The sequence below is a fragment of the Mesorhizobium album genome (assembly GCF_033977205.1).
GTDB classification, from domain to species: Bacteria; Pseudomonadota; Alphaproteobacteria; order Rhizobiales; family Rhizobiaceae; genus Mesorhizobium; species Mesorhizobium album.
Genome location: NZ_JAVIIW010000004.1, coordinates 214,773 through 239,707, shown reverse-complemented (window position 1 = coordinate 239,707; position 24,935 = coordinate 214,773). Strand labels below are relative to the sequence as shown.

Sequence of the window (24,935 nt, the reverse complement as noted above, 5' to 3'; positions counted from 1 at the left end):
GGACCCGGGCATGGGCTTCTATCAAAACTACATCTTGCCGCACGTCATCAACTTGGCCATGCGCAACCGGGACCTCTTGCCCTACCGCGAGCGTGCACTCTCGGCGGCTGAGGGCAGGGTGCTCGAGATCGGCATTGGGTCCGGCCTCAACCTGCCTTTCTACTCTCCCAGGACCAGCGAGATTCTCGGCCTCGATCCGTCGTCCCGGCTGATCGCGATGGCCCAGCGCGCGGCATCGGGTTCGTCGATGCCCGTGAGCCTTGTCGAGGGCTCGGCGGAGGCGATTCCACTGGACGCCGCCAGCATCGACACCGTGGTCACAACGTGGACGCTCTGCTCCATACCCGCGGCCAGCAAAGCGCTGGCGGAAATGCGCCGGGTGCTCAGGCCCGGGGGGCAGCTGCTGTTCGTCGAGCATGGCTTGTCGCCCGAGCCGAACGTGCGCAAATGGCAGGACCGGCTGACGCCCGTGTGGAAGCGGATCGGCGGCGGCTGCCATCTCAATCGCCCCATCCGCAAGCTGATCGAGGGCGCGGGTTTCAGCATCTCGCAAATGGACGTAGGCTACGCGAAGGGGCCCAAGCCGATGACTTATATGTATGCCGGACGCGCCAAGCCGTAAATCACTAGCCTAGCGCTACAAGCCCGTCGGCCTCCATGGGCATGTCGCCCGCAGCTTCGAGCGGAATCGATGGCAGATCGTCTTGTGCCAGGGCTCGGCATTAGCGTGCGGAATGCCGCTGTCTCCGTTCGGTGAAGAGGGCTTTGCCGCGGCGGAATGCAAATGTGCCGCCGGCCAAATGGACGCCCACGGTGACGATGAACTTGAGCACGATGAGTGCGAGGATGGCGGTGGCACCCCATCTGCTCCATGGAGCGGTGGCGATTGTTGCCCCTAGCAGGCCGAGGTGAGCCGCGATGGCGACGGCCAAGACCGCAGCCAGGGCCAGGTTCCTGGCAAGCCGCGACCGCCATCGGAGCGTCATGGGCCGACCTGATGCGCGAATGTCGCCGGCGATTTCCGCTTGCCCCCCGGTCGGCTGGAAGATCGACGCTTGCCATTGGACGGTGACGTGCTCGCGATGACCAAAAGTTTCCAGCCGGCGGACAATACCGTCTTGAAGCCGATGCAAGGCGCTCTCAGTGGCGGCCTCGATGCGCACCAGCAAGGCGTTATCGCTGGCGTGGAGAATGCACTTGCCCTCCTCGAATTGGATTGTTCCTGTTGTCTCGGACCAGTCGACATGCAGCACCGGCGGGGGTGCCTCCCCGGCATGGTGCGATCGGAGAGAGTGACCCAGGCTCGCGTGCTGGCCCATCTTGCCGGCGTGGCGGCACAGTTGGGCAAGGTAGTGCTTGGCGTGGTCGGTGCTGGCGCGGGCTTCGGCCGTGTGCATGACGGTTTCCCTGGTGGCTTTCATGCGATTACCCGGCTGTGCGGAAGCGGCCTGGGCATCGCTCTTGCGAAACCGCACACGGTGTATGATAAAGGACGTGAAGTTCAAAATCTTTTTCGCGGACAGGGCAGCCGGTCATGTCCCAAATCGGACAAAAGCAACATCCCGACCATGAAAGAAGCGGATTGGCGAAGCGGCCGATCGATCGCCGTGTGGCGCGCACCCGAGGGATGCTGCATCAGGCATTGCTCTCCCTGATCCTGGAAAAGGGTTACGAGGCGATCCTGGTCGAAGACATTTGCGAACGCGCCAATATCGGCCGCTCCACCTTCTATGCCCACTTCACGAGCAAGGATGATCTCAAACGGAGTGGTCTCGAGCATCTGCGGCTGGAACTTCTCGAACGGCATCGGAGCTCATTGACGTCAATGCCCACCGGCATCCGGCCGTTCGGATTCAGTCTGCCGATGTTCGAGCATGCACGTGACCACATGCACCTCTACCAAGCGCTGGTGGGAAGCAAAGGGGGCGCCATTGCCCTGGATACCATTCGGCAAACGCTCTGCGACTTCGTTCGGAGCGAACTCGCGGCGGCTGGAGGCAAGGACCCAACGGGCGTCCCGCGCGAGTTCATTGTGCGGCATGTCGTTGGTGCATACATGGCCGTGCTGACCTGGTGGCTCGAGAGCGGTGCAACGCTGCCGCCGCAACAGATGGATGAGTTCTTCAGACGTTTGATGAACGAAGGCGCCGCGTCGTCATATTCTTGAGCGCCCATGCCCGTTGCAGAGTCGATCGGCCAGCAGCCAACCCCTTGTCTGGTCCTCGCAGCGGCAGCGATATGTCTTAGGGTGTTCCTGGAATGGTTCTGGGTGATTGTGTTCAAGGGCGAGTTGCCTGCGCGTGGCGTGGCGAGCCAACTGATATTGCGCAGTGATCGATTCCGATGATCGCTGTCTCCGTTCGCGAGAGGCGATTAGAAACTCTACTCACCGCACGGCCGGACCTCGCGAAGGTCAGAAACAACTGGAGAGCGTTCTTCTTCGAATCGGGGTGATCGCCGAATCCAAAACTTGAATTGATGCCGGATCAGAAGCTTGACAACGGCTCCCTGCTAGAGCGCATACACCGAGAAGGTCCTGGGAGTGATGCATAGGCCTTGGGGTAGGGGGAAGAATTGTCGGACGCAATGGTACAGTTGCTTGACCGCTGGCGGGGAGACGCCAACGGAACCTATCGCTCATGGTTTCTCTGGGAAGAGCGGCTCAAGAACTTCAGATCGATCCGGCGCGGCATCCAGCAGATCATCGCCGAGATCGCGGCAGGTACCTTCGGCACTGCCTACCGGGGATCCTCGCTCGAGACGGTAGTGCATTCAATCGCCGAGCAGCGTCAGATATTCAAAGGCGCTGATCATGCCTTCCTGTGGAAGCCCAAGCTCCGCATCCCCGACATATACGAGAACCCCGACAACCAAAAGGCCTTCGGTCGGCTTCTGGATACATGCGTTTGCTGCAACACTGAGCAGCAGGTAATCGCCGCCATCCACGAGATCGATCGCATGACGATAAAGGGGCTGGGTCCCGCGGTAGCCAACCTTCTTTATTTCCTGCATCCGACGCTTGTTCCGCCATTCAACACCGCAATCGTAAACGGATATAACGCGCTCACCGGTGCCAGAGTGAAGCTTGGCCGCTGGGACGAGTTCCTCGCCATGCGGCAGGGCATTCTTTCTCTGAATGCCAGCTTCAGGACGCTCCTCAGCAACGATCTCGGGGCGATCGGCGGCCTGCTGTTCGACGTTGGCAGCGGGCGCTATCCTGCGCCTCCCCGGGACATGGATGGCGAAGCCATGAAGGCTTGGGAAGCTGATCTCGCTCAAGTCCGCGAGCAAGCGGCCAAGGCCAACAAGGCGATCGCGGACGCGCGTGACGGCGATCATACCCACACTGAGGTTCAAGGCTGGTTGAGGGATCTCGGCTTGGCAGTGGGATACGACGTCTGGGTAGCCGCGAATGACCGAAGCCGCCCCTTCGGATCGGGAAAGCTCGGCGACCGTTGCCTCGAGTGCCTTCCGGCCTCGCCGACCACCCCGGGGCTCGAAGCAATCCGTCTCATCGACGTGCTTTGGCTCGACAAATCCTCGGGACGAATCGTTGCCGCTTACGAAGTGGAGCACACGACTTCGATCTACTCGGGCATCGTGCGCATGCTCGACCTTGCGCTTGGCGACGACGCCCACGCTCTGGAGGGGCTTTTCCTGGTTGCTCCCGATGGGCGCGAGGAAGAGGTCCGTGCTCAACTCGCTCGGCCCGCATTTAGCCGCATTGCCGATCTCAGGGTCCGGTATCTATCCTATGGTGAATTGAAGTCGAACCGCGATGCGATTGCGCGCTTCGGACATGGCATGAAGCCAATCCAGGCCATCGCACGGCAGCTCACGTGAACCGCAACCTGGCAGCGCGTTGGGAAACGATAGGATTCGGCTGACCCACATACCACCGCATAGGTTTGCATTCCCCTGCGAGGCGACGGCGTCTAGCGGCGTCACCGGACGACAGCCTGGTTCGGCCGCGCGATGAACCGGCCATCGAGCGCACGAGGTTCAGCGTGAACGTCTCCAAGCGAAGATCCTCTCTCTGAGGATGATGGCGGCGAGGCTGAGCGCGTGGACGGCTGGAAAGGCCAGCTTCCCCGCGAGGGCGGTGGTCGCTGCTGGCGTTGGAATTCTCGGCATTAGGTAGCAAAGACATCTTTGCTACCTAATGCCGGGAATTCTGGCGTCAGCCCAGAGCGCTCTGCCGGGAAATTGCAAAATTGCAAAGCAGCGTCGGACGACGCGCAGCATTGAGTTCGCAAGTTTGATCTAGCGCAAACCCAGGACTGGACCGCTCAGGTATGAACTGGCTTGGCACGTTGTGAAAAAGGATGAACTTGTGGGCCTGAAAGCGGTCCGATCGCGGCTTGGCCGCTTGCCGGAACATTCGCCAAAGCGCGGCGGAACCCGGTGGCTTGCCGTGCTGCTCGGGGTGCTGATGGCCGTATCCACGATCCTTTACGGCGGCCATTCCGATGCGGCTGTGGGGGGCGGCGCGCATTCTCTGGTTAAGCATGAGCAAGCGTTCACGGCCGCACACCAGCATCATCGCGCACCATGCGACCAATCAAGCCAAGTGGGCCATCACGGCGACTCGTGCGTTTCGGCCTCAAGTTGCTCCTTCTGCGTTCCCGTGGAAGGCCAGGTTCTCATGGCCGTGTCAGGAAGCGAGCCGGCCGCGACTGCGCCGGCGTTCATCTCCTCACCAAGCGACGTGCCTATCCGGCTGCGTCCTCCCAAGCTCGTCGTGACCGCCTGAGCGCACGAGCCCTCGCGTTCGTGCGCTCCCTCATAGGCTATTTAAGCCTCCAGTCACGAACATTGAGAGCTTTACAATGCAATCTTTATCCCGTCGCCAGTTCCTGGCGTCCACGGCGGCTATCGGCGCTGCGAGCGTCCTCCTGCCGCTGACCACCCCTCGCGCCGTGCAAGCGGCCGCACCCACGCTCATCCGGGCCTGCACCCGCGTCATCGATGTTGCCGGCCGCGCCGCCAAGGTCTTCGGTCTCGTCCAGCCCGACGGCACTCCTGGGCTCACCATGTCGGCAGCCGATGGCTTCCAGGTGCGTCTCGAGAACGCCCTGGACGCGCCAACCTTGATCCATTGGCACGGCTTGACGCCGCCGTTCGGGCAAGACGGCGTGCCGGACCTGCCCCAGCCGCTGCTTAAGCCGGGCCAATCCTATGACTACGGCTTCCCGGTCGCCACGCCAGGCACGCACTGGATGCATGCGCATACGCTGCAGGAGCAGCAGCTGCTTGCCGCACCGCTGATCATCACCGATCCGACGGAAGAAGGCGTGGACGAGCAGCCTGTCGTGGTGCTCTTTCACGACTTCAGCTTCAAGGCACCCGAGGAGCTGCTGGCCGGATTGACCGGACCGTCGCCTGCGTCGGGAAACGGCGGCACGGCTGTCCAGTCGATGTCGGGCATGTCAGGCATGGACATGTCGGGCGGGCAGGGCGTGGCCATGCCGATGGACGTTAACGACATCGAGTACGACGCCTATCTGGCAAACGACCGCACGCTGAACGATCCGCAGGTCTTCACCGTCGAACAAAACGGCACGGTAAGACTGCGCCTTATCAACGGCGCGACCGCCACTGCGTTCTGGATCGATACTGGGGCGCTTGAAGGCGAGGCGATCGCCGTCGACGGCAATCCGATTGTTCCCCGCCGCGGCCGCCGTTTTCCGCTCGCCATGGGACAGCGCATCGACATCAGACTTAGCATTCCCGGCAAGAGGGGAGCGTGGCCGATCATGGCCCAGCGCGAAGCCGGCATCCAGCGCACCGGCTTCGTGCTGGCGACGAAGGGCGGCAACGTAAAGCGCATGGCGACCACTGGCGATCAGGCCAGGCCCGCAATCGACCTTTCGTTCGAGGCCAGGCTTGCAGCTGCCATACCCCTGGCGGAGCGGGCGGCCGATGTGAACGACCCGGTCGAGCTCGGCGGTGTGATGCAAGGCTATTCCTGGACCCTTAACGGCAAGACGTGGGGCAACCGCCAGCCGATCTCAGTGAGGAAGGGCGAGCGCGTCGAGCTTACGATGCGCAATACCAGCATGATGGGCCATCCGATGCATCTGCACGGCCATCATTTCCAGGTGGTCGCCATCGATGGCCGCCGCTTCGTGGGAGCCGTCCGCGATACCGTCTGGGTGCCGCCAACGCGCGCGGTGACGATCGCCTTCGATGCCAGCAATCCCGGCACATGGGCCTTCCACTGCCACCACCTCTATCACATGGCGAACGGCATGATGACCGTCGTCGACTACACCGCGTGACCGATTTCGAGGACAAGACCATGAGAAACAATCGCAGAAACAATGCCGCCGCCCTGGCTGTCGAAAACCGCGCGGGCGTCAGCCGGCGCATGACGCTGCTGGCCCTGATGGCAGCCGCTGCCGTCGCCGCGGCCGCCATGTTCATCAGGCCTGCGGGAGCAGAACCCGCGTCAGGCTTCGTCTACACTGCCGACGAACAGGGCGGCTCCATCAGCCGTGTCGACCTCTCGACCGGGAAGGTCGATACCTTTCCGGTCGCCATCACGCCGCACAACGTCCAGTTCGTCCCGGGCACCGGGAAACTGCTTGCGGTAGGGGTCCCGCGCTCCGCCGACGATCACGGCGGAGGCGGGAACGACCAGAGCGCTGACCACAGCAAGATGGGCGGCATGGGCAATATGGACATGGATGCCGGGGGGAAGCTCATCGTCTTCGACACAGCCAATCTCGCTGCAGGGCCGCTTGCCTCCGTTCCCGCCGGCGCACATCCGGCGCATGTCATCGCTGGCCCCGATGCCAAACGAGCCTTCGTGACAGACTCCGAACACAATATCGTTTCCGTGATCGATCTCGAGAACGGCGCAGCCATCGCGACGATCCCAACCGGCGACTACCCGCACGGACTGAGGATGAGCCCCGACGGAAAGCTCATCTACGTCGCCAATGTCAAGGACGGCACCGTATCCGTCATAGACGCGGCCAAGCTCCAGGAAGCTGCGCGGATCAAAGTCGGCAAGGCTCCCGTGCAGGTCGGCTTCACGCCGGACGGCAGCCGCGTCTATGTTTCGCTGCGGGACGAGAACAAGGTGGCGGTGGTCGATACGGCCACCCGCAAGGTGATCGCACGCATAGAGGTCGGGCGGTCGCCCATCCAGGTGCACGCCACGCCAGACGGGCGCTTCGTCTTTGTCGCCAACCAAGGCACCGAGGCCAAGCCGAACGACACGGTCTCCGTCATCGACGTCGCCAACGGCAAGGTCGTCAATACGATCCGGACCGGCGCCGGTGCGCATGGCGTTGCCGTCAGCAACGACGGCGCCTTCGTCTTCGTGACCAACATCGTCGACGGCACCGTGTCTCTGATCTCGGTCAAGGACCAGTCGGTCGTGAAGTCCTATGCAGTCGGCAAGGGGCCGAACGGCGTCACGTTCCAGTCCGCCAGCCCCGCCTCGGGCGATGCAGGCTGAACGAAGCGTCGATGAAGCCGCAATACCAACAAGGAGACATAGTCATGAAAACCCTCTTTAGTACCCTGGCGATCGGGACGATGCTCGTGTTCTCGGCGCCCGTTCTCGCTAACGAAGCCCATCATGCAACCGGCGGCGGCGCGGGCTCGCCGCCCGCCGCTGCGACGGAGAAACCCGAGGGCGCCGGCTCGGCGATGCCGACGATGATGGGTGGCTCGACGTCCAACGACATGATGTCGAACGGCATGATGAAGATGATGATGGATATGATGTCGGGCGGCGACAGCCCCATGGGGCAGATGATGTCGCCGGAGCACGTCGAGGGACGCATCGCCTTCCTCAAGACCGAGCTCAAGCTGAACGAGGGACAGCTGCGTCTTTGGAATGCCGTCGCAGACGCCCTCCGCGCGAACGCCAGCACGGCGAAGGACATGATGGGCGGAATGCCAACCGGCATGATGTCAGGCGAATCAAACGCGGGAACGCCGATCGAGAGGATAGAGCTTCAGGAGAAAACGCTGTCGACGAGGCTGGAAGGACTCCAGCGTCTCAAGGCAGCGCTGAAGCCCTTCTACGCGTCGCTGGATGACGCGCAGAAAACACAGGCGGACAAGCTGCTCATGCCGGCTCCGATGGGCATGATGTGAGCCGAGAGCGGCCCTGGCGGACGCCGCCGGGGCCGCTTTGTTTGACAACAGAGCCTTGAAGGAAGGCTCTGAAGACCAGAGCGAGGAACCAATCTTGGAGAAGTTCGCTTCCGTCTCCAAACTAGGGGTATACCTGCCCGAGGAGATCGCCTTCCTGAGACGTGTGGTCCGGGAGAGCGTGGAGGTGTCTAGCGCTGGTCAGGACGACAGGCAGGCCCAAAGAATCGCGCGCCGCGCGCTGGACGCCTACAGTCACGGCATTGTCGACCGCAAGGCGCTTATCGAGATCGCTCGAACAAGTGTTTTGCCGGAAATTCAAATCCCCGATGCTCGCGGTTGACATCATGGAAACGGGACGGAGCGCTGGGTCCGACGACCTCCACCACCTGCAGCGCGAAACCTTCGACTATTTTCTCAACGAGGTGAACCCGGCCAATGGCCTCATCCGCGACAAGACCGCCGCCGATTGGCCGGCCAGCATCGCCGCGACGGGACTCGCTCTTGCCTGCTATCCCGTCGCTGTCGAGCGCGGGTTCATGACGCGTCAAGCTGCCGTGGCACGAACGCTGGCCACGCTGCGCTTCTTCTGGACGAGTCCCCAGGGGCCGGAGCCGGACGCCACCGGGCACCGAGGCTTTTATTATCATTTCCTCGACATGCAGACGGGACGGCGAGCCTGGCAATGTGAACTGTCGACGATTGATAGCGCGCTACTGTTGGCGGGCGCTTTGACGGCGGCTGCCTACTTCGGCCAAGAGACCGCCGACGAGCAGGAAATCCGCACGCTTGCCGATGCGCTTTATCGCCGTGCCGACTGGCAATGGGCGCAAAATCAGGGTGCGACGGTGACGCACGGCTGGACCCCTGAAAATGGATTCATCAAATACCGCTGGGAGGGCTACGACGAGGCCCTTCTGCTCTACGTTCTGGCGCTCGGCTCGCCGACCTTTCCCCTTCCTGAAAGCAGCTACGCCGCCTGGACGTCGACTTATCGATGGGAGAGCTGTTACGGCTACGAGTACCTCTACGCCGGTCCGCTGTTCACGCATCAGCTGTCACATGTCTGGATCGACTTTCGCGGGATTCAGGATGCCTTCATGCGGGAAAAGGGCATCGACTATTTCGAGAACAGCCGGCGGGCGACCTACCTCCAGCAATGCTACGCCATCATGAACCCGCGCAAGTTCGGCAGTTACGGGGAACGTTGCTGGGGCATCACGGCAAGCGAGGGACCGGGGCCGGCCACTCTCAAGCTGAACGGCATCCAGCGGGAATTCTACGACTATGTCGGGCGCGGCGTGCCCTATGGACCGGATGACGGCACGCTCGCGCCCTGGGCGGTCGCCGCTTCATTGCCGTTCGCTCCGGAGATCGTCCTGGAGGCGCTCGACTTCTGCATCCATCAGGCGAAGCTGAAGGAGTTCAACAGATACGGCTTCAAGGCCGCCTTCAACCCCACGCATCCGGGAGAGCCCGGCAATTCGTACGGGTGGTGGGTGTCGCCCTGGCACTTCGGCATCAACCAAGGCCCCATCGTGCTGATGATCGAGAACTACTTGAGCGACCAGGTTTGGCGCTTGATGCGCGGTTGCCCTTACATCGCCGCCGGATTGCGCCGTGCCGGGTTCACTGGCGGCTGGCTGGGGTAAGGTCAAGTTTCCTGAGTGCCGCTGAAGACGAGATCGTTCTTGATCGAAATCAAAGTAGAACCTCAGGTTGGATGGCAAGGTCACAAGCAAATAAGCGGACCGTCATGGCTAGAACCTCAACCACACGCGCTATCGCCACTGGGCCGGAGCCAGCCCAGATGGTTCGTGCGTTCCTGCTTGCCGCGCTTTTTGCAATTGGGCTTCTGGCTTCGGCCTTCCATGCTCGAGCCGACGGATCAATCGTAACGACCGCAATCGCAACGACCGATGTCGCTAAAGCTGCCTGTTCGGTGGACGTTGCATCGCTCGTGGCTCAGGACGCGTCAGCCGACGGCGCGTGCAATAGCCATGGCCAGACAGCCCATCCCTGCTGTCAGCCAGGCGGCTGCAGCACCGCCTGCCATGTGTCGATGGGACTAGTGACGCCAACGACACTGTCCATTCCGCCGGGCGTCTTCCGTCCTTTCACCGCGCCTGCGTCTTCCGGCTCCATCTCCCTGTCCTCAGACGCGTTCCGGCCGCCTATCGCCTGACCGCGAGCGGCCGTTTCTCAACGACCAATGTCGCGGTTGCCGGTGCTTACACGCCGGAATTGCGAACCCCATACAAGGCAACGACTGTCTCTAACACATGAGAGGCGGTCCTCAGGCTGACGTGCGCAATAGCGCCGCTCCGGCATGGAGCGCCAGGATCGATGGAGCAAACATGGACACCACCAACCTCAATGGAAGCGGGGCGCAGAATAGCGGCTGCACGTGCGGACACGACCAGAAGTCGCAGGATAGCGGCGCCGGAGGCGGCTGCTGCGGCGAGACCAGCCACGCTCCAGTCTCCGACCGGGACCCTGGCGGGTGCTGCGGAGGCCACAAGCCCGTCAAGCACGTCCCGCATCACGGTAGCAGTCAAAGCGCGACGGAAGGGAACCACTCATGAGCAACCACATGCAGCACCTGCCCGGCCGACCCGAGTCGGAACACAGACCCGACAATGGAAGTGAGCCGAGGCGGAGAGGTTTTTGGACTTCGACGACGGGTCTGCTCACCATCGCCTTTCTCGCGATCGCCGCCTTCTTTCTCGTGTCGGAGCATCGGGCCCATGCACTCGGCTTCCTGCCGTGGCTCCTGCTTCTTGCATGCCCGCTGCTCCATGTGTTCGGGCACGGTGGACACGGCGGCCCTCATGGACACTCGTCCGATGGCGACCGCGGGTCCAATGGCGATCGCGCGCAACCCCACCAGCACCGAAACATCGAATGACGCCGCAAGGGAGTCCGTCCATGCACGACAGTGTTCCCGCCTATGGCCTCTGGTCCTTGGTCATCATCAACTCGGCGGTCTTCATCATCTTCGCCTTCAGCTTCTTTAAGCCGCAGACGAAACGGGACTGGAGATCGTTTGGTGCCTTCAGCGCCTTCCTGGTGGCATTGTTCACCGAGATGTACGGCTTTCCGCTAACGATCTACCTCCTTTCAGGTTGGCTACAGAGCCGCTACCCGAACGTGGACTGGTTCTCGCACGATGCGGGACATCTCCTCGAGGAACTGTTCGGCTGGCGGGCGAACCCGCATTTCGGGCCGTTCCACATCCTCAGCTTCATCTTCATCGGCGGCGGCTTCGTGTTGATTTCGGCCGGGTGGAAAGTGCTTTATGAGGCGCAGAGCCGTCGCGCCCTCGCCACGACGGGCATCTATGGCTATGTCCGCCATCCCCAGTATGTCGGCTTCGTCCTGGTGATGTTCGGCTTCCTTCTGCAGTGGCCGACGTTGCTCACGCTCGCAATGTTCCCGATCCTGGTTTTCATGTACGTGCGCCTGGCGCGCATCGAGGAGCGGGAGACGCTCGCCGAATTCGGCCCCGAATACGAACGCTACATGCGCGAGGTGCCGGCCTTCATTCCACGCCTGAGCACTCTTGCCAGCGGTCCGAGACAGGACGCGGCGGGACGGCACTGATCGGAGGGGGCTATGGAAATCAAACGCGAGCACATGATCAATTTCTGGTACGTCGTTCTCGCCTTCATGGCGGTCGTCGTGATCCGAGATATGCTGTTTGAGCCGACGCATCTGAAGGCGATCCCCTACAGCGAGTTCCAGCAGCTCGTCGACCAGGGCAAAGCCGCCGACATCGTCGTAGGCCCCGACCGGATCACTGGCACCTACAAAACTCCCGATGGCGGACAGAGCCAGGTCCAGCACTTCATCACCGAGCGCGTTCCGCAGGACCTGGCTGAGACGCTTTCGAAGAAGAACGTGACCTTCTCCGGACAGCCTGGTCCCGGCCTTTTTCAGACGGTGCTTGGCTGGCTCTTGCCGACCGTCGGTTTCATCGTCCTCTGGATGTTCCTCGTGCGGCCGATGACCGGCCACGGCGCAGGCGGCTTGATGTCCATCGGCAAAAGCCGGGCCAAGGTCTTTGTCGAAAAGGACATCAAGACGACGTTCGCCGACGTGGCGGGCGTCGACGAGGCCAAGGAGGAACTCAAGGAGGTCGTATCCTTCCTCAAGGACCCGACGAGGTACGGGAGGCTTGGAGCCCACGTCCCCAAGGGCGTGCTCCTGGTGGGACCGCCCGGCACCGGCAAGACGCTCCTGGCCCGTGCCGTTGCCGGCGAAGCCGGCGTGACCTTCTTCTCGATCTCGGGTTCCGAATTCGTCGAGATGTTCGTCGGCGTCGGCGCCGCGCGCGTGCGCGATCTCTTCGAGCAGGCGCGCCGGAGTGCTCCGGCGATCGTATTCATCGACGAACTCGACGCACTCGGCCGCGCCCGCGGTTCTTTCCTGCCGGGCGGAGGCGGGCATGACGAAAAGGAACAGACGCTCAACCAGCTCCTGACGGAGATGGACGGGTTCGACGCGAGCGCCGGCGTCGTTCTGCTTGCAGCGACCAACCGCCCCGAGATTCTCGACCCGGCGCTGCTGCGTGCCGGCCGCTTCGACCGGCAGGTGCTGGTGGACCGGCCGGACAAGAAGGGCCGTGCAGAAATCCTCCAGGTGCACATGCAAAAGGTCAAGCTCGCCTCCAATGTGCCGGTCGACGACGTCGCCGCGCTGACTCCGGGCTTTACCGGGGCGGATCTTGCCAACCTCGTCAACGAAGCGGCGCTGCTCGCCACGCGGCGAGGCGCGGAAAGCGTCGCGCTCGATGATTTCACCCAGGCAATCGAGCGCATCGTAGCCGGGCTGGAAAAGCGCAACCGCCTGCTCAATGCGCACGAGCGGGAAGTGGTGGCGCATCACGAGATGGGCCACGCCCTGGTGGCGATGACGTTGCCTGGGATCGATCCCGTCCAGAAGGTTTCCATCATCCCGCGCGGCATTGCGGCTCTCGGTTACACCATGCAGCGGCCGCTCGAAGACCGCTTCCTCATGGACCGCGCGGAGCTTCTCAACCGCATGACGGTGCTGCTGGGCGGGCGAGCGGCGGAGAGCCTCGCCTTCGACGAGGTTTCGACGGGCGCAGCTGACGACCTCGGCAAGGCAACGGAAATCGCCCGCAACATGGTCTTGCGCTATGGCATGGACGAAACGCTCGGGCAGGTCTCCTACGAGCCCCAGGCCGCCCCGCTCCTTGGCGGGTCGGACGGCGCCGAGTGGCATCCGCGGCGCTATGGCGAAGAGACGACGGCGGCGATCGACAAGGCCGTGCGCGGCCTGATCGACAATGCTTTCCGTGAGGCCGTCGCGATCCTCGCTTCCAATCGCAAACTGCTCGAGCAGACAGCGAGAGATCTTCTGGCCAAGGAGACTTACTCGGCGGATGATTTGCGCGCGATCGCAAGCAAGCTCACGCCAGTTTCGAGTACCGAAAAGACACCAAAGCCGGCGGCATTGGTCGTGCCGGCACGGGCGGGATGAGGGGGGTAGCCATGCGTGTGCCGGAACATGATGACGCCCGAAGAGGCGCGGCCACGGCGAAGGGCACAGCCCTGATGAGTGTACATTTGCGACGGTTGCCGCCTGCAACCCGGAACAGGGGAGTCACCCAATGAGAGAGGCGTTGCTTTTCATTCATCCGACCCTCGGCGTGCTCGGTATCCTTGGGGCGGTCTGGGTTTTCGTCGAGGCGCTGAGTGTGGACAAAGACCGGCTGCGACGCATGCGGATCATGAGCATCGTCGTGGCGGTGCTGTTCCTCCTCACGTGGATATCGGGAGGGCTCTGGGACAGCTACTATTACGGGGCCGACCGGATGATGGCCGCAAAAGGATCATGGGTGGCGGTCGGCGATATCGCGATGGAATTCAAGGAGCACTTGTTCGTCCTCATTCTTCTGCTTTCCCTCTACCTGCCTGTCCTGACCTATCGCCTCGACCTTCAGAACACCGTCGCGCGAACGCCGATCCTGACGGTCGCTGCGCTGATCGTGCTCTTCGGCCTTGCCATGGAAGGCGCTGGCGCGACGCTTGCCGGCTCTGTCCACGTCGGCATGGAAACGATGATGCCCTCATAGGAGAGAACCATGGACCGCCAAATCTACTCGTTCGGTGCATCCATCGTGGTCGCATCGCTTCTGACCGCGGTGATCTACGCCATAAAAGCCGTCATTCCTGGCCTGGACGAAGCGATCGAGGATTCGATCGGGCACGCCTGGTCATACATGGGCGTGATCGGGCTGGTCGTGTTCTTCGGGCTCGGCCTCGCGCCGGTCCGGTTTGCAAAGGACGGCAGAAGCCTCGCCGTGCAGATTGCTGGAGCGGCCCTCGTCAGCGCCGGCGTGCTGTTTCTGCTTTCGGCCTGGCTTGCGGTGCGCGGCAACTGATCGCGTTGAGCCAAAGGAAGCGAAGGAATCGGCAATGACCAAGGTGACGTTTGAAACCCGCGGCCTGATCTCGATGCTCGACCACTTGGCGGTGGAGAAGCGGCTGCTGTCCATCCCCGGGGTCGTCAACGCTGTCATGAATCCCGGTGGCGAGACGGCGACGGTCACTTTCGATGAAGGCCGCACCGATGCTGCCGCCATCCGACGCGCCATCGACGAGTGCGGTTTCCATTGCCGCGGCGAGAAAGTACCACGGCACGTCTGCATAGCTGACAGCACGGCCGTTCCACCGGACCACGCGCACGCGCCCTCGCACGCCGAGCACGGCCGACATGCGCATGCGACAGCCGCTCAGCGGCACGCCGGCACTGCCCCGGCCGCTCCCGCCCATGACATGGCGGCGCACGAGATGGGACACGCAGCAGGCATGGACATGCAGGACATGGTCCGCGACATGCGCAACCGTTTCCTGGTCGCGCTTGTCTTCTCGCTGCCTCTCTTTGCCATGGAGCCGATGGGGCTGGGCGAGCCTCTCCTCAGGCCGCCTTTCGGACTCAGCGAGAACGTCACGATGTTCGTGCTGGCCAGCGCTGCAATTCTCTATCCGGTCTGGCCCTTCGCGGTCGCGGCATGGCGAGCCCTTCGAAACGGCGTATTGAACATGGCCGTGCTGGTCATGCTCAGCGTCGGCACGGGTTATCTCTTCAGCACCGGCAGCACCTTCATTTGGCAAGGCCAGCAGTTCTATGAAGCAGCTGCGGTGCTCCTGGTCTTCATCCTGCTCGGGCATTGGCTGGAGATGCGGGCGCGGGCCGGAGCCTCGGCGGCCATCAGAGCCCTTCTCGATCTTGCGCCGCCGAAGGCGACGGTGATCCAAGAGGGCAGGGAGGTCGAGGTCGCAACCGCAGATGTCGCGCTGGGCGACGTCGTGGTCCTCCGCCCCGGCAACAAGATTCCCGTGGACGGCACGGTGACCGAAGGCGAATCGGCGGTCGACGAGTCCATGCTGACCGGCGAGTCCATGCCGGTGACGAAAAGGGTCGGCGATACCGTCATCGGCGCCACGATCAACAAGAGCGGCACGCTTCGCTACCGTGCGACCAAGGTGGGCGCGGACACCGCGCTCGCGCAGATCGTCAAGCTCGTCCAGGAGGCACAGAACTCCAAGGCGCCGGCCCAGCTTCTCGCCGACCGCGCGTCGCAGTGGCTGGTCCTGGCAGCAATCGTCATCGGCCTCATGACTTTTGTCGTCTGGTTCTGGTTCCTCGGTCAAACGCTGCTGTTTGCCCTGACGCTAACGATCACCGTCTTCGTCATCGCCTGCCCAGACGCCCTTGGCCTCGCCACCCCGATGGCCGTGATGGTCGGGACCGGGCTCGGGGCCATGCACGGCATCCTGTTCAAGAACGCCAGCGCGCTGGAGGACGCGACGAAGCTCAACGTGCTCGTCTTCGACAAGACCGGCACGCTTACGATGGGCCAGCCCAAGGTCGTCGAGATCGTACCTGCCGCCACCGTGTCACCCGACGAAGTCCTGCAGGCCGCAGCCGCTGTCGAGCGCGGATCGGATCACCCGCTCGCGATCGCCATCCTTGAGCGCGCCAAGAGCCTCGAGATTCCCGGCACGTCCGGTTTCCTCAATATCGAAGGAAAGGGCGCGACCGCCGTCATCGCCGGCAAGCAGGTCTTCCTTGGCAACCGACGCCTCATGGAGGATCAGAAGATCGACCTCTCGGCTCTCGGCGAGAAGGCGGAAGCGCTCAAAGGTGAGGGCCGCACCGTCATCCATGTGGCGCGGGCTGGAGCCCTTCTCGGACTGGTCGCCATAGCCGACACGCCCCGCCCGAGCGCCGCGGCAACGATCGCAAAACTGCACGACCAGGGCGTGCGCGTCGCGATGCTGACAGGTGACAACGCCGGAACCGCCAAGCGCATCGCCGACGTTCTCGGCATAGACATCGTTCTGGCCGACGTTCTGCCGGGACAGAAGGCTCAAAAGATCAAGGAACTACAGGACCAGGGGCTGAAGGTTGGCATGGTGGGCGACGGCGTCAACGATGCGCCGGCCTTGACGCAGGCCGATGTCGGCTTCGCCATCGGCGCCGGCACGGACGTCGCCATCGAAAGCGCCGACGTCGTGTTGATGAAGAGTGATCCTTACGACGTTGTCGGCGCGATGACGCTTTCGCGCGCAACACTCCGCAAGATGCATCAGAACCTCTGGTGGGCAGTCGGCTACAACCTCATAGCCTTCCCGCTTGCAGCGGGCGTGCTCTACCCCTTCCTGCTCAGCCCCGAGATCGCCGCGCTCGCCATGTCCGGCAGCTCGGCGCTGGTCGCCATCAACGCGCTCCTGCTCAAGCGAACGAAGCTGGAGGGGATCGGTCCGAGCCGCGGCACCGCGAGCGGCCAGCTTGACGCTGGCGAGAACCCTACAGGAGCTCTGGCGTGATCCGGCTGGCGAAGACGCTCGAGCGCCGTCAGTCGCGGGCGCTTGCCGCGCTCGTCTTCTCCGCATTCGTGATAGCCCTCGGCTACGGAACGATCCTGCCAGTGCTGCCGCAGATGGTCCAGCGATTGCTGTCGGCGCCGAACGCCGTCGACATCGCACGTCACACAGGATTCCTGACCGCCGCATTTGCTGTCGCACCGTTGGCGACAGCGTTTCCCTGGGGTCGATTGTCGGATCGCTATGGGCGGCGGCCGATACTAATTCTCGGCCTCGCGGGATTCGCCGTCACCTTTGCGGCAACGACAATTCCGCTAAGCCTGACGTTTCTCTATGTCATGCGCCTGCTCAACGGCGGCTTCAGTGCGGCCGTGCTTCCCAGTGCCTTTGCGTTCGTCGCGGACACTGAAGCCGACGAGCAAAGACGCGCTCGAGCCTTCGGGCGGATCAGCGTGGCATCTAGTCTCGGGCTTCTAGCCGGCCCAATGATCGGCGGGCTCGCGTGGCAGCGGCTCGGCACCATGCCGTTTGATGAGATGTCAAACGGCGCGTTCCTTTTGAGCTTTCTCGTCGCCGGAGGGGCCGTCGTCGCCGCGGCGACGGTTGCGCGTGCCATTGAGCGTGGTCCACCGCCGCGGCAGAAGCGCGACGACCTCGAATCCACGGCGGCGGCGAAATCAGGCGAACTCCGTTTGCTGGTGCTCGCGGGCGTTTTGGCGGGAGGACTCGGGCTGTTCGAGGTGGGCCTCACGCTGCGGAGCCGCAGCCTTTCGATCACACCGACGGAGCTCGGGTCCATGTTCGCGATGTGCATGGCGGTCATGTTGATCGCTCAGGGCATCGTATTCTCGCGGCTGGTGAAGCCGGAGACGACACGGTGGCTAATCGCTCCAGCTTTTGCAGTGATGGCCGTCGGCTTGGCGATGGTTCTCCTTGCGGGCGGGTCCGATGGACTACTGATCCCTACAAGCATGGTGGCGGCTTCCGGAGGCCTACTGGCTCCTACGCTCACCTATTGGATATCCTGGATTGCCAAGCGCGGCCATGCTGCCGAACTTGGCCTCCAGAGCACCGTGACAAGCATGGGACAGGCACTCGGCTCCGCAGGCGCCGGGCTGCTTTACGAATCTTTCGATGTCTCGGTTGCGTTCCTTGCGCCTGCCGCGGTGCTAGCCATTGCCGCGGTGGCAAGTCTGCAGCTGCCGCGTCAGCTTGAGACCACGCCGGCTGTCGCTCGCGACCCTGGCGGGAAGAGCGTCGCAGAATGAGCATTGCCGCAATGTCGCACGCAGTCGGGAGCATTCCATGAAGAGTTCTTCTTCCTTCTCGCTTCGATTTCTTGGCGCGGCCGGAACAGTGACAGGGTCGCGATATCTTGTCGAAGCGGACGGCCACCGCATCCTCGTCGACTGCGGTCTTTTCCAGGGCTACAAGCAGCTGCGCGACCGTAACCGCGCGCCGTTCCCGGTACCGCCAGAGTCCATCGAGACGGTGCTGCTGACCCACGCGCATCTCGATCATTCCGGCTACATTCCCGCGCTCGTCCGCGACGGCTTCCGCGGCCGCGTTGTCTCCACCCCCGCCACCGCCGAGCTCTGCGCACTGTTGCTTCCCGACAGCGGGCACTTGCAGGAAGAGGAGGCGAGACACGCCAAAGAGAAAGGCTATTCAAAGCATGCGGACCCACGGCCGCTCTACACAGCCGAGGATGCACGAGCTTCTCTTGAGCGTATCGTAACGCGGAAATTCGATTCCGATTTCGATGTCGGGCATGGCATCCGGGCGCGCTTCGTTCATGCCGGGCACCTTCTGGGCGCCGCGCAAATCCGCCTCGACCTGGAAGGCACAATCCTGCACTTCAGCGGCGACCTCGGGCGCACGCAAGACCTGTTGATGCGGCCGCCCGAGCCGCTGCGCGAGGCCGACGTGCTCGTCTGCGAATCCACCTATGGCAACCGCGCGCATCGCCGGATCGATCCGGAGGCGGAACTCGCGCCGATCATTCAGCGTGTCGTCGCACGGGGCGGCGTGATCGTCATTCCGGCGTTCGCCGTAGGCCGCGCACAGGCCATCATGCTCTGCATAGCCCGCTTGCGACAGCGCGGCGCGATCCCTGCCGTGCCCGTCTATCTCAACAGCCCCATGGCGATCGATGCTACGGATATCTACCATCGTTTTCACGACGAGCATCACGTCAGCCTCGACGATTGCCGAGCGATGTACACGCTTGCGACCTTTGTGCGAACCGTTGAGGAATCGAAGGCGCTGAACCTCAGGCGCGGCCCGATGATCATCATATCGGCGAGCGGCATGCTCACCGGTGGGCGTGTGCTGCATCATATTCAGGCCTTCGGAGCAGATGCGCGAAACGCAATCCTGCTTTCCGGCTTCCAGGCCGGCGGCACACGCGGCGCGGCTCTCGCGGGCGGCGCGGACCACTTGCGGATGTTCGGGCACGACGTTCCGATCCGCGCCGAAGTCGTGCAGCTCGAAAGCCTCTCAGGCCACGCCGATGCCGAGGAAATTCTCGAATGGTTGCGGCACGCCGGGCGGGCCCCGGAGATGACCTATCTCACGCATGGCGAACCCGACGCGGCCGACATATTGCGTGGCCGCATCAGTCGTGAAGTGAGGTGGCAGGCGCGCGTTCCCGAGCATCTCGAACGCATCGACCTGGAGCAGCCGACATGAGCGAGCCACGCACACGGCTGCGCATGGTCCGGACGGGCATCGGACGCAGCGTTCTGGCGAACCAATTCTTTTCCAGCAAATGAACAAGGAAGGAACCCGGAGATGGCCAGCCGGAGACTAGAACCCGCTCCCCTCAGCCCGCTTTCGGAAGAGGAGCTGCAGCAGATCGACGCCTACTGGCGTGCCGCGAACTATCTCACGGTGGGTCAGATCTATTTGCTCGACAATCCGCTCCTGCGCGAACCCTTACGGCTCGAACACGTGAAGCCCCGGCTTCTTGGTCACTGGGGAACCTCTCCGGGCCTCAGCTTCATCTACACGCATCTCAACCGGATGATCCGGACCCAAGACGCGAACATGATCTATATCTGCGGGCCGGGACATGGCGGCCCGGCGATGGTCGCGAATTCGTATCTTGAGGGAACCTACAGCGAGCTCAACCCGGACGTTTCCCTCGACGAGGCGGGAATGCGGAGGCTCTTCCGGCAGTTCTCGTTCCCCGGCGGAATTCCAAGCCATGCGGCGCCCGAGGTTCCGGGGTCCATCAATGAAGGCGGCGAGCTCGGCTACGCACTATCGCATGCCTATGGCGCGGCCTTCGACAATCCGGGTTTGATCGTTGCCTGCGTCGTCGGCGACGGGGAAGCCGAAACCGGACCGCTGGCGGCCGCGTGGCATTCAAACAAGTTCCTCAATCCCGGGCACGACGGGGCGGTGCTGCCGATCCTGCACTTGAACGGCTACAAGATCGCAAACCCGACAATACTGGGCCGCATCCCCGCGGACGAACTGCGCTCCCTGTTCGTCGGCTATGGCTATGAGCCGCTCTTCGTCGAGGGCGATGAGCCGCGCGCGATGCACCAACAGATGGCTGCGACTCTGGACGAAGCGATGCGGAAGATACGTGCGATCCAAGAGGCCGCGCGAAACGGCACGGACCGCCAGGATAGGCGTCCGGTGTGGCCGATGATCGTCCTGCGTAGCCCGAAGGGCTGGACCGGGCCTAAAACCGTCGACGGCCTCAAGACGGAAGGATTCTGGCGCGCCCATCAAGTGCCGCTCGCCGCTCTGGCCGAGAATCCGGAGCACCTGCGTCTTTTGGAAGAATGGCTGCGCAGCTATCGCCCGGAAGAACTGTTTGATGGGGCAGGCTCACCGATAGCCGAAATCCGCGCGACGGTACCAAGCGGACAGCGCAGGATGGGCGCGAACCCACACGCCAATGGCGGGCTGCTACGCAAATCCCTTGATCTGCCCGATGTCCGCCAGCACGCCGTTTCCATTTCACTGCCCGGCACGGTGAAGGCAGAGGCGACCAGGGTCATGGGCGACTATCTGCGGGCGGTCATGCAACTCAACGAGGCCTCGCGCAATTTTCGCATTGTCGGCCCGGACGAAACCGCTTCGAACCGACTGCAGGATGTCTTCAACGTGACCGAACGAGCCTGGATGGAAGAGATCCTTCCGGAGGACGTCCATCTCGGACGGGAAGGAAGGGTTCTCGAAATCCTCTCCGAGCACACCTGTCAAGGATGGCTCGAAGGCTATCTCCTCACTGGACGACATGGGCTTTTCTCCTGCTACGAGGCGTTCATCCACATCGTTGATTCGATGTTCAACCAGTATGCGAAATGGCTTGATGCCAGCCACGGAATTCCATGGCGGCGGCCGGTTTCGTCGTTGAACTATCTCTTGACCAGCCATGTCTGGCAGCAGGACCACAACGGGTTCAGTCATCAGGATCCCGGCTTTGTCGATGTGGCCCTGAACAAGAAGGCTGACATTGTCCGGGTTTATTTTCCGCCGGACGCCAACACGCTGCTTTATCTGACCGACCACGTGCTGCGGACCTGGGACCGCATCAACATCATCGTGGCTGGGAAAGCACCGTCTTGGCAGTGGCTTTCAATGGATCAGGCAATCACGCATTGCAAAGCGGGAGCCGGCATCTGGGAATGGGCCTCGCACGGAAACAGTGTCGAACCCGACGTCGTGATGGCCTGCGCCGGCGACGTGCCCACGTCCGAAACGCTGGCCGCCGTCCAGATCCTGAAAGAGCACATCCCCGATCTCAACATTCGTGTCGTAAACGTGGTCGACCTCATGACCCTGCAGCCAAGGGAGGTCCATCCCCATGGCCTGACAGATCGCGATTTCGATAGGCTCTTCACCACCGACAGGCCGGTTATCTTCGCCTATCACGGCTACCCGTGGACCATCCACCGACTGACTTATCGCCGGACAAATCACTTGAACTTTCATGTGCGCGGCTACAACGAAGAAGGAACGACAACGACGCCCTTCGACATGACCGTCCTGAATGGCCTCGACCGCTTCCACCTTGTCCTGAGCGTTCTTGACCGGGTTCCCCAGGTCAAGACTGCTGCGCAGTTGAAACAACTGATGGACACCAACCTCATTGAGCACCGTCGCTACGTCCTGGCCCATGGACAGGACCTGCCGGAGGTTCGTGACTGGAAGTGGGCGGTAGGGTGACAGGTTGCGGCACAGATGCCATCGACCGGCTTCGGCTCGCCGATTGGACAAAATTCGCGAGGTGATCCCGGCATGACCGACTTAACACTCGTCTTGAATGCCGGACCATCGAGCGTTTGCGCTCTTGGAGCGGCACCACGGACTCTCCCTACTGCTCAATCGCAAGTTTTCGAATGGCGGCGACGCGCCGAGCGGGCTCCCAAGATGACCTGTCTCGCGCACGGCGAACCCGCTGCGGCCAACATATTGCCTGGCCGCATCAATCGCGGAATTGGGTGGCAGGCGCGCCTTCCCGAGTATCTCGAACGGATCGAGTTGGAGCAGCCGACATGAGCGAGCCACACAACCGGCTGCGCCTGGTCCGGGCAGGCATCGATACATACCAGCAGCCAGTGGTCTACATGCATCGCGATTGCCATGTGTGCCGTTCCGAAGGCTTCACCGCGCTAACACGCGTTTTGGCGCGTAGCGGCGATCGAGAGGTGATCGCCACGCTTAACGTGGTCGTTGACGATCATCTTGCATTGAATGTCGCCGCGTTGTCAGAGGCTGCCTGGCAAGTGCTCAAGCCCGACCCTGACGCGTGGGCGACCTTCTCCCACGCGGAGCCACCCGCGTCGGCAGCTGCGTTGCGGGCCAAGGTCTTTGGCCAGCGGCTCGACGACACGGATTTCCTTGCCCTCATGCAGGATGCAGTCGCCAATCGCCTGTCCGACATCGAACTGACAGCCTTCGTCACGGCCTGTGCCGGCGATCGATTGGACAACGACGAGACGATCGCGCTCACCAAGGCAATGCTGGCCGTCGGTGAGCGCATTGAGTGGGGCGGCGGGCCGGTGCTGGACAAGCACTGCGTCGGCGGCCTGCCAGGGAATCGCACCACTCCGATCGTCGTTGCAATCATCGCTGCTGCGGGGCACCGGATCCCCAAAACGTCCTCCCGTGCCATCACATCCCCGGCGGGCACTGCCGATGCCATGGAAGTGATGGCGCCTGTAGCCCTGGATATCGATGCCATGCGGCGCGTCGTCGAGCGGGAGGGAGGCTGCATCGTGTGGGGCGGCAATGTCCGTCTGAGCCCGGCCGACGATCTCTTGATCCGCATCGAGCACCCGCTCGACTTCGACAGCGATGGGCAGTTGGTCGCAAGCGTACTTTCCAAGAAGGCCGCGGCCGGCTCCACACACGCTCTCATCGACATTCCGGTCGGGCCCACCGCAAAGGTGCGCTCCGCGGCAGCCGCCGCATCTCTCGAGGCGAGGCTGCTTGTGACGGCACAGGCTCTGGGACTGCACCTTACGGTGATGCGCACTGACGGCGCCCAGCCTGTCGGATACGGCATCGGTCCGGCCCTTGAGGCGCGCGACGTGCTGAGCGTCCTGCGCAACGAAGCAGAAGCCCCCCGTGACCTGCGCAACCGCGCGCTCGACATAGCCGGCGCGCTGCTCGATGCCGTGCCTGGCGCCGAGCCTGGCAAGGGGCGCGCACAAGCCCACATGCTGCTCGATAGTGGTGCCGCGCTAGCCAAATTCCTCGCGATCTGCGAGGCGCAGGGCGGCTTCACCGAACCGAAACCGGCGCCGCATCTCCGTCCGGTTCTCGCTAACCGGACAGGCCGGATCGAGCGGATCGACAACCGCCGACTTGCAAGGATCGCCAAGCTCGCCGGCGCACCCGGCAGCGCTGCTGCAGGAATCGATTGCCGCGTCCGGATCGGGAACAGCGTCCGTTCCGGCGAACCGTTGTTTCAGATCCACGCTCAAACACCGGGGGAACTCGAATACGCGTTCGGGTACGCCACCGCTCATCCTGACGTTTTCGAAATCGGAGCGGCAGGATGATTCACACGATGCCCCCTTGGCACTTCGGCGGGAGTATGAAGCCATGACGCGCCCGCTGCTTTTTGCGCTACCCGGCAACGAAGCCCTGACCAGGAGCTTGGCTAGCCGGATCGAAGGAGAAATGGGCGTCCTGGAGGTGCGGAGCTTTCCCGATGAGGAAACCTACCTGCGCCTCGGCACGGATATCAAGAACCGCTCCGTCATCCTCGTCTGCACGCTCGATCGCCCGGATGCAAAGTTCCTGAAGCTCGCCTACGCCGCCGCAACAGCCCGCGAGCTTGGAGCGCAGCGTGTCGGCCTCGTGGCCCCCTATCTGGCCTACATGCGCCAGGACAAGCGCTTCCATCCCGGCGAAGCGGTCACCTCGGTTGCCTTTGCACGCCTCCTCTCGGCCGAGATCGACTGGCTGGCCACGGTCGATCCGCATCTTCACCGCCATCCAAGCCTCGGCGCGATCTATCCAATTCCCACGGAGACGGCGCACGCGGCACCGCTTCTGGCTGCCTGGATCAGGTCGAACGTGGAACGGCCGCTTCTGATCGGTCCGGACATCGAAAGCGAGCAGTGGGTTGCCGCCGTCGCTGGCATGGTGGGCGCGCCCTACCGAGTTCTTCGCAAGGAGCGGCGGGGAGACCGCGACGTGAGGATCAGCGTTCCCGACCTTCACCTTTTTTCGGACCGTGTCCCTGTGCTGATCGACGACATCGTCTCGAGCGGCCGTACGATGATGGAAACCGCCCGACACTTGCGCGAGCAGCATCTGCCTCCCGTCGTTTGCGTGGCAGTGCATGCGCTGCTCTCGACCGAGAGCTATCGCAGTCTGAAGGACATCGCCTCGGCCGTCGTGACGACCAACGCGGTTCCTCATCCGTCGAACGCAATTGATTTGACGCCGATCATTGCCGACGCCGTCGGGAAGCTGATCTGATCGTTGCAA

General features: G+C 62.9%; 20 protein-coding genes. 19 read left to right on the top strand and 1 reads right to left on the bottom strand.

Translation table 11 applies throughout. The annotated features are described in order from the left end of the window. Positions 1-10 precede the first annotated feature (10 nt). On the top strand, positions 11-622 hold the full coding sequence (locus tag RFN28_RS05580) for a class I SAM-dependent methyltransferase (RefSeq protein ID WP_320286376.1): 612 nt from the start codon (positions 11-13) through the stop codon (positions 620-622). A gap of 100 nt (positions 623-722) precedes the next feature. On the opposite strand, the gene RFN28_RS05575 is transcribed toward RFN28_RS05580, so the two are convergent. Beyond that, positions 723-1,505 carry a DUF2218 domain-containing protein gene (locus RFN28_RS05575; RefSeq protein ID WP_320286375.1) on the bottom strand — a complete coding sequence of 261 codons (783 nt, stop codon included), beginning with the start codon at positions 1,503-1,505 and terminating at the stop codon, positions 723-725. A 29-nt stretch (positions 1,506-1,534) separates the two neighbouring features. Between RFN28_RS05575 and RFN28_RS05570 the strand changes: the two genes are divergently transcribed. The 18 genes from RFN28_RS05570 (at position 1,535) to RFN28_RS05485 (ending at position 24,926) form a co-directional block, all read left to right on the top strand. Continuing rightward, on the top strand, positions 1,535-2,167 hold the full coding sequence (locus tag RFN28_RS05570; protein ID WP_320286374.1) for a TetR/AcrR family transcriptional regulator: 633 nt from the start codon (positions 1,535-1,537) through the stop codon (positions 2,165-2,167). Positions 2,168-2,586: 419 nt separating this feature from the next. Further along, positions 2,587-3,843 (top strand): type II restriction enzyme NmeDI-related protein, encoded by a 1,257-nt coding sequence (locus RFN28_RS05565; protein ID WP_320286393.1) that lies wholly within the window; start codon positions 2,587-2,589, stop codon positions 3,841-3,843. A gap of 986 nt (positions 3,844-4,829) precedes the next feature. Next, on the top strand, positions 4,830-6,281 hold the full coding sequence (locus RFN28_RS05560) for a multicopper oxidase family protein (RefSeq protein WP_320286373.1): 1,452 nt from the start codon (positions 4,830-4,832) through the stop codon (positions 6,279-6,281). Between the two features lie 20 nt (positions 6,282-6,301). Then, the gene (locus RFN28_RS05555) at positions 6,302-7,468 is read left to right on the top strand and encodes a YVTN family beta-propeller repeat protein (protein ID WP_320286372.1); all 1,167 of its coding nucleotides are present in this window, start codon (positions 6,302-6,304) and stop codon (positions 7,466-7,468) included. 44 nt (positions 7,469-7,512) lie between these two features. Then, positions 7,513-8,115 (top strand): Spy/CpxP family protein refolding chaperone, encoded by a 603-nt coding sequence (locus RFN28_RS05550; RefSeq protein WP_320286371.1) that lies wholly within the window; start codon positions 7,513-7,515, stop codon positions 8,113-8,115. Between the two features lie 94 nt (positions 8,116-8,209). Then, positions 8,210-8,455 (top strand): hypothetical protein, encoded by a 246-nt coding sequence (locus RFN28_RS05545; protein WP_320286370.1) that lies wholly within the window; start codon positions 8,210-8,212, stop codon positions 8,453-8,455. Continuing rightward, entirely contained in the window at positions 8,442-9,764 is a 1,323-nt protein-coding gene (locus RFN28_RS05540) for a glucoamylase family protein (RefSeq protein ID WP_320286369.1), read from the top strand. Before RFN28_RS05545 ends, RFN28_RS05540 begins: the two co-directional genes overlap by 14 nt. A 929-nt stretch (positions 9,765-10,693) precedes the next feature. Beyond that, entirely contained in the window at positions 10,694-11,020 is a 327-nt protein-coding gene (locus RFN28_RS05535) for a DUF2933 domain-containing protein (protein ID WP_320286368.1), read from the top strand. A 20-nt stretch (positions 11,021-11,040) separates the two neighbouring features. Then, entirely contained in the window at positions 11,041-11,715 is a 675-nt protein-coding gene (locus tag RFN28_RS05530; RefSeq protein WP_320286367.1) for a methyltransferase family protein, read from the top strand. Positions 11,716-11,727: 12 nt separating this feature from the next. Further along, a complete protein-coding gene (ftsH, locus tag RFN28_RS05525; RefSeq protein ID WP_320286366.1) occupies positions 11,728-13,617 on the top strand; it encodes an ATP-dependent zinc metalloprotease FtsH in 1,890 nt (629 codons plus the stop codon). Positions 13,618-13,747: 130 nt separating this feature from the next. After that, positions 13,748-14,212, top strand: a complete 465-nt coding sequence (locus RFN28_RS05520; protein WP_320286365.1) for a hypothetical protein — start codon at positions 13,748-13,750, stop codon at positions 14,210-14,212. 9 nt (positions 14,213-14,221) lie between these two features. Then, entirely contained in the window at positions 14,222-14,521 is a 300-nt protein-coding gene (locus tag RFN28_RS05515) for a hypothetical protein (protein WP_320286364.1), read from the top strand. Between the two features lie 34 nt (positions 14,522-14,555). Continuing rightward, the gene (locus RFN28_RS05510; RefSeq protein ID WP_320286363.1) at positions 14,556-16,973 is read left to right on the top strand and encodes a heavy metal translocating P-type ATPase; all 2,418 of its coding nucleotides are present in this window, start codon (positions 14,556-14,558) and stop codon (positions 16,971-16,973) included. Continuing rightward, entirely contained in the window at positions 16,970-18,238 is a 1,269-nt protein-coding gene (locus tag RFN28_RS05505) for an MFS transporter (protein WP_320286362.1), read from the top strand. Before RFN28_RS05510 ends, RFN28_RS05505 begins: the two co-directional genes overlap by 4 nt. Positions 18,239-18,275: 37 nt before the next feature. Then, positions 18,276-19,661 (top strand): MBL fold metallo-hydrolase RNA specificity domain-containing protein, encoded by a 1,386-nt coding sequence (locus RFN28_RS05500; protein ID WP_320286361.1) that lies wholly within the window; start codon positions 18,276-18,278, stop codon positions 19,659-19,661. 102 nt (positions 19,662-19,763) lie between these two features. Then, the gene (locus RFN28_RS05495; RefSeq protein ID WP_320286360.1) at positions 19,764-22,157 is read left to right on the top strand and encodes a phosphoketolase family protein; all 2,394 of its coding nucleotides are present in this window, start codon (positions 19,764-19,766) and stop codon (positions 22,155-22,157) included. Positions 22,158-22,486: 329 nt separating this feature from the next. Then, positions 22,487-23,998, top strand: a complete 1,512-nt coding sequence (locus tag RFN28_RS05490; protein ID WP_320286359.1) for a thymidine phosphorylase family protein — start codon at positions 22,487-22,489, stop codon at positions 23,996-23,998. 43 nt (positions 23,999-24,041) lie between these two features. Continuing rightward, the gene (locus tag RFN28_RS05485; RefSeq protein ID WP_320286358.1) at positions 24,042-24,926 is read left to right on the top strand and encodes a ribose-phosphate pyrophosphokinase; all 885 of its coding nucleotides are present in this window, start codon (positions 24,042-24,044) and stop codon (positions 24,924-24,926) included. Positions 24,927-24,935 lie beyond the last annotated feature (9 nt).

Excerpts from the sequence above, each read along its gene's own strand:
- RFN28_RS05580 (WP_320286376.1), top strand. The coding sequence starts at position 11 with ATGGGCTTCTATCAAAACTACATCTTGCCGCACGTCATCAACTTGGCC.
- RFN28_RS05570 (WP_320286374.1), top strand. The coding sequence starts at position 1,535 with ATGTCCCAAATCGGACAAAAGCAACATCCCGACCATGAAAGAAGCGGA.
- RFN28_RS05565 (WP_320286393.1), top strand. The coding sequence starts at position 2,587 with ATGGTACAGTTGCTTGACCGCTGGCGGGGAGACGCCAACGGAACCTAT.
- RFN28_RS05560 (WP_320286373.1), top strand. The coding sequence starts at position 4,830 with ATGCAATCTTTATCCCGTCGCCAGTTCCTGGCGTCCACGGCGGCTATC.
- RFN28_RS05555 (WP_320286372.1), top strand. The coding sequence starts at position 6,302 with ATGAGAAACAATCGCAGAAACAATGCCGCCGCCCTGGCTGTCGAAAAC.
- RFN28_RS05550 (WP_320286371.1), top strand. The coding sequence starts at position 7,513 with ATGAAAACCCTCTTTAGTACCCTGGCGATCGGGACGATGCTCGTGTTC.
- RFN28_RS05540 (WP_320286369.1), top strand. The coding sequence starts at position 8,442 with ATGCTCGCGGTTGACATCATGGAAACGGGACGGAGCGCTGGGTCCGAC.
- RFN28_RS05535 (WP_320286368.1), top strand. The coding sequence starts at position 10,694 with ATGAGCAACCACATGCAGCACCTGCCCGGCCGACCCGAGTCGGAACAC.
- RFN28_RS05530 (WP_320286367.1), top strand. The coding sequence starts at position 11,041 with ATGCACGACAGTGTTCCCGCCTATGGCCTCTGGTCCTTGGTCATCATC.
- ftsH (WP_320286366.1), top strand. The coding sequence starts at position 11,728 with ATGGAAATCAAACGCGAGCACATGATCAATTTCTGGTACGTCGTTCTC.
- RFN28_RS05520 (WP_320286365.1), top strand. The coding sequence starts at position 13,748 with ATGAGAGAGGCGTTGCTTTTCATTCATCCGACCCTCGGCGTGCTCGGT.
- RFN28_RS05515 (WP_320286364.1), top strand. The coding sequence starts at position 14,222 with ATGGACCGCCAAATCTACTCGTTCGGTGCATCCATCGTGGTCGCATCG.
- RFN28_RS05510 (WP_320286363.1), top strand. The coding sequence starts at position 14,556 with ATGACCAAGGTGACGTTTGAAACCCGCGGCCTGATCTCGATGCTCGAC.
- RFN28_RS05500 (WP_320286361.1), top strand. The coding sequence starts at position 18,276 with ATGAAGAGTTCTTCTTCCTTCTCGCTTCGATTTCTTGGCGCGGCCGGA.
- RFN28_RS05495 (WP_320286360.1), top strand. The coding sequence starts at position 19,764 with ATGGCCAGCCGGAGACTAGAACCCGCTCCCCTCAGCCCGCTTTCGGAA.
- RFN28_RS05490 (WP_320286359.1), top strand. The coding sequence starts at position 22,487 with ATGAGCGAGCCACACAACCGGCTGCGCCTGGTCCGGGCAGGCATCGAT.
- RFN28_RS05485 (WP_320286358.1), top strand. The coding sequence starts at position 24,042 with ATGACGCGCCCGCTGCTTTTTGCGCTACCCGGCAACGAAGCCCTGACC.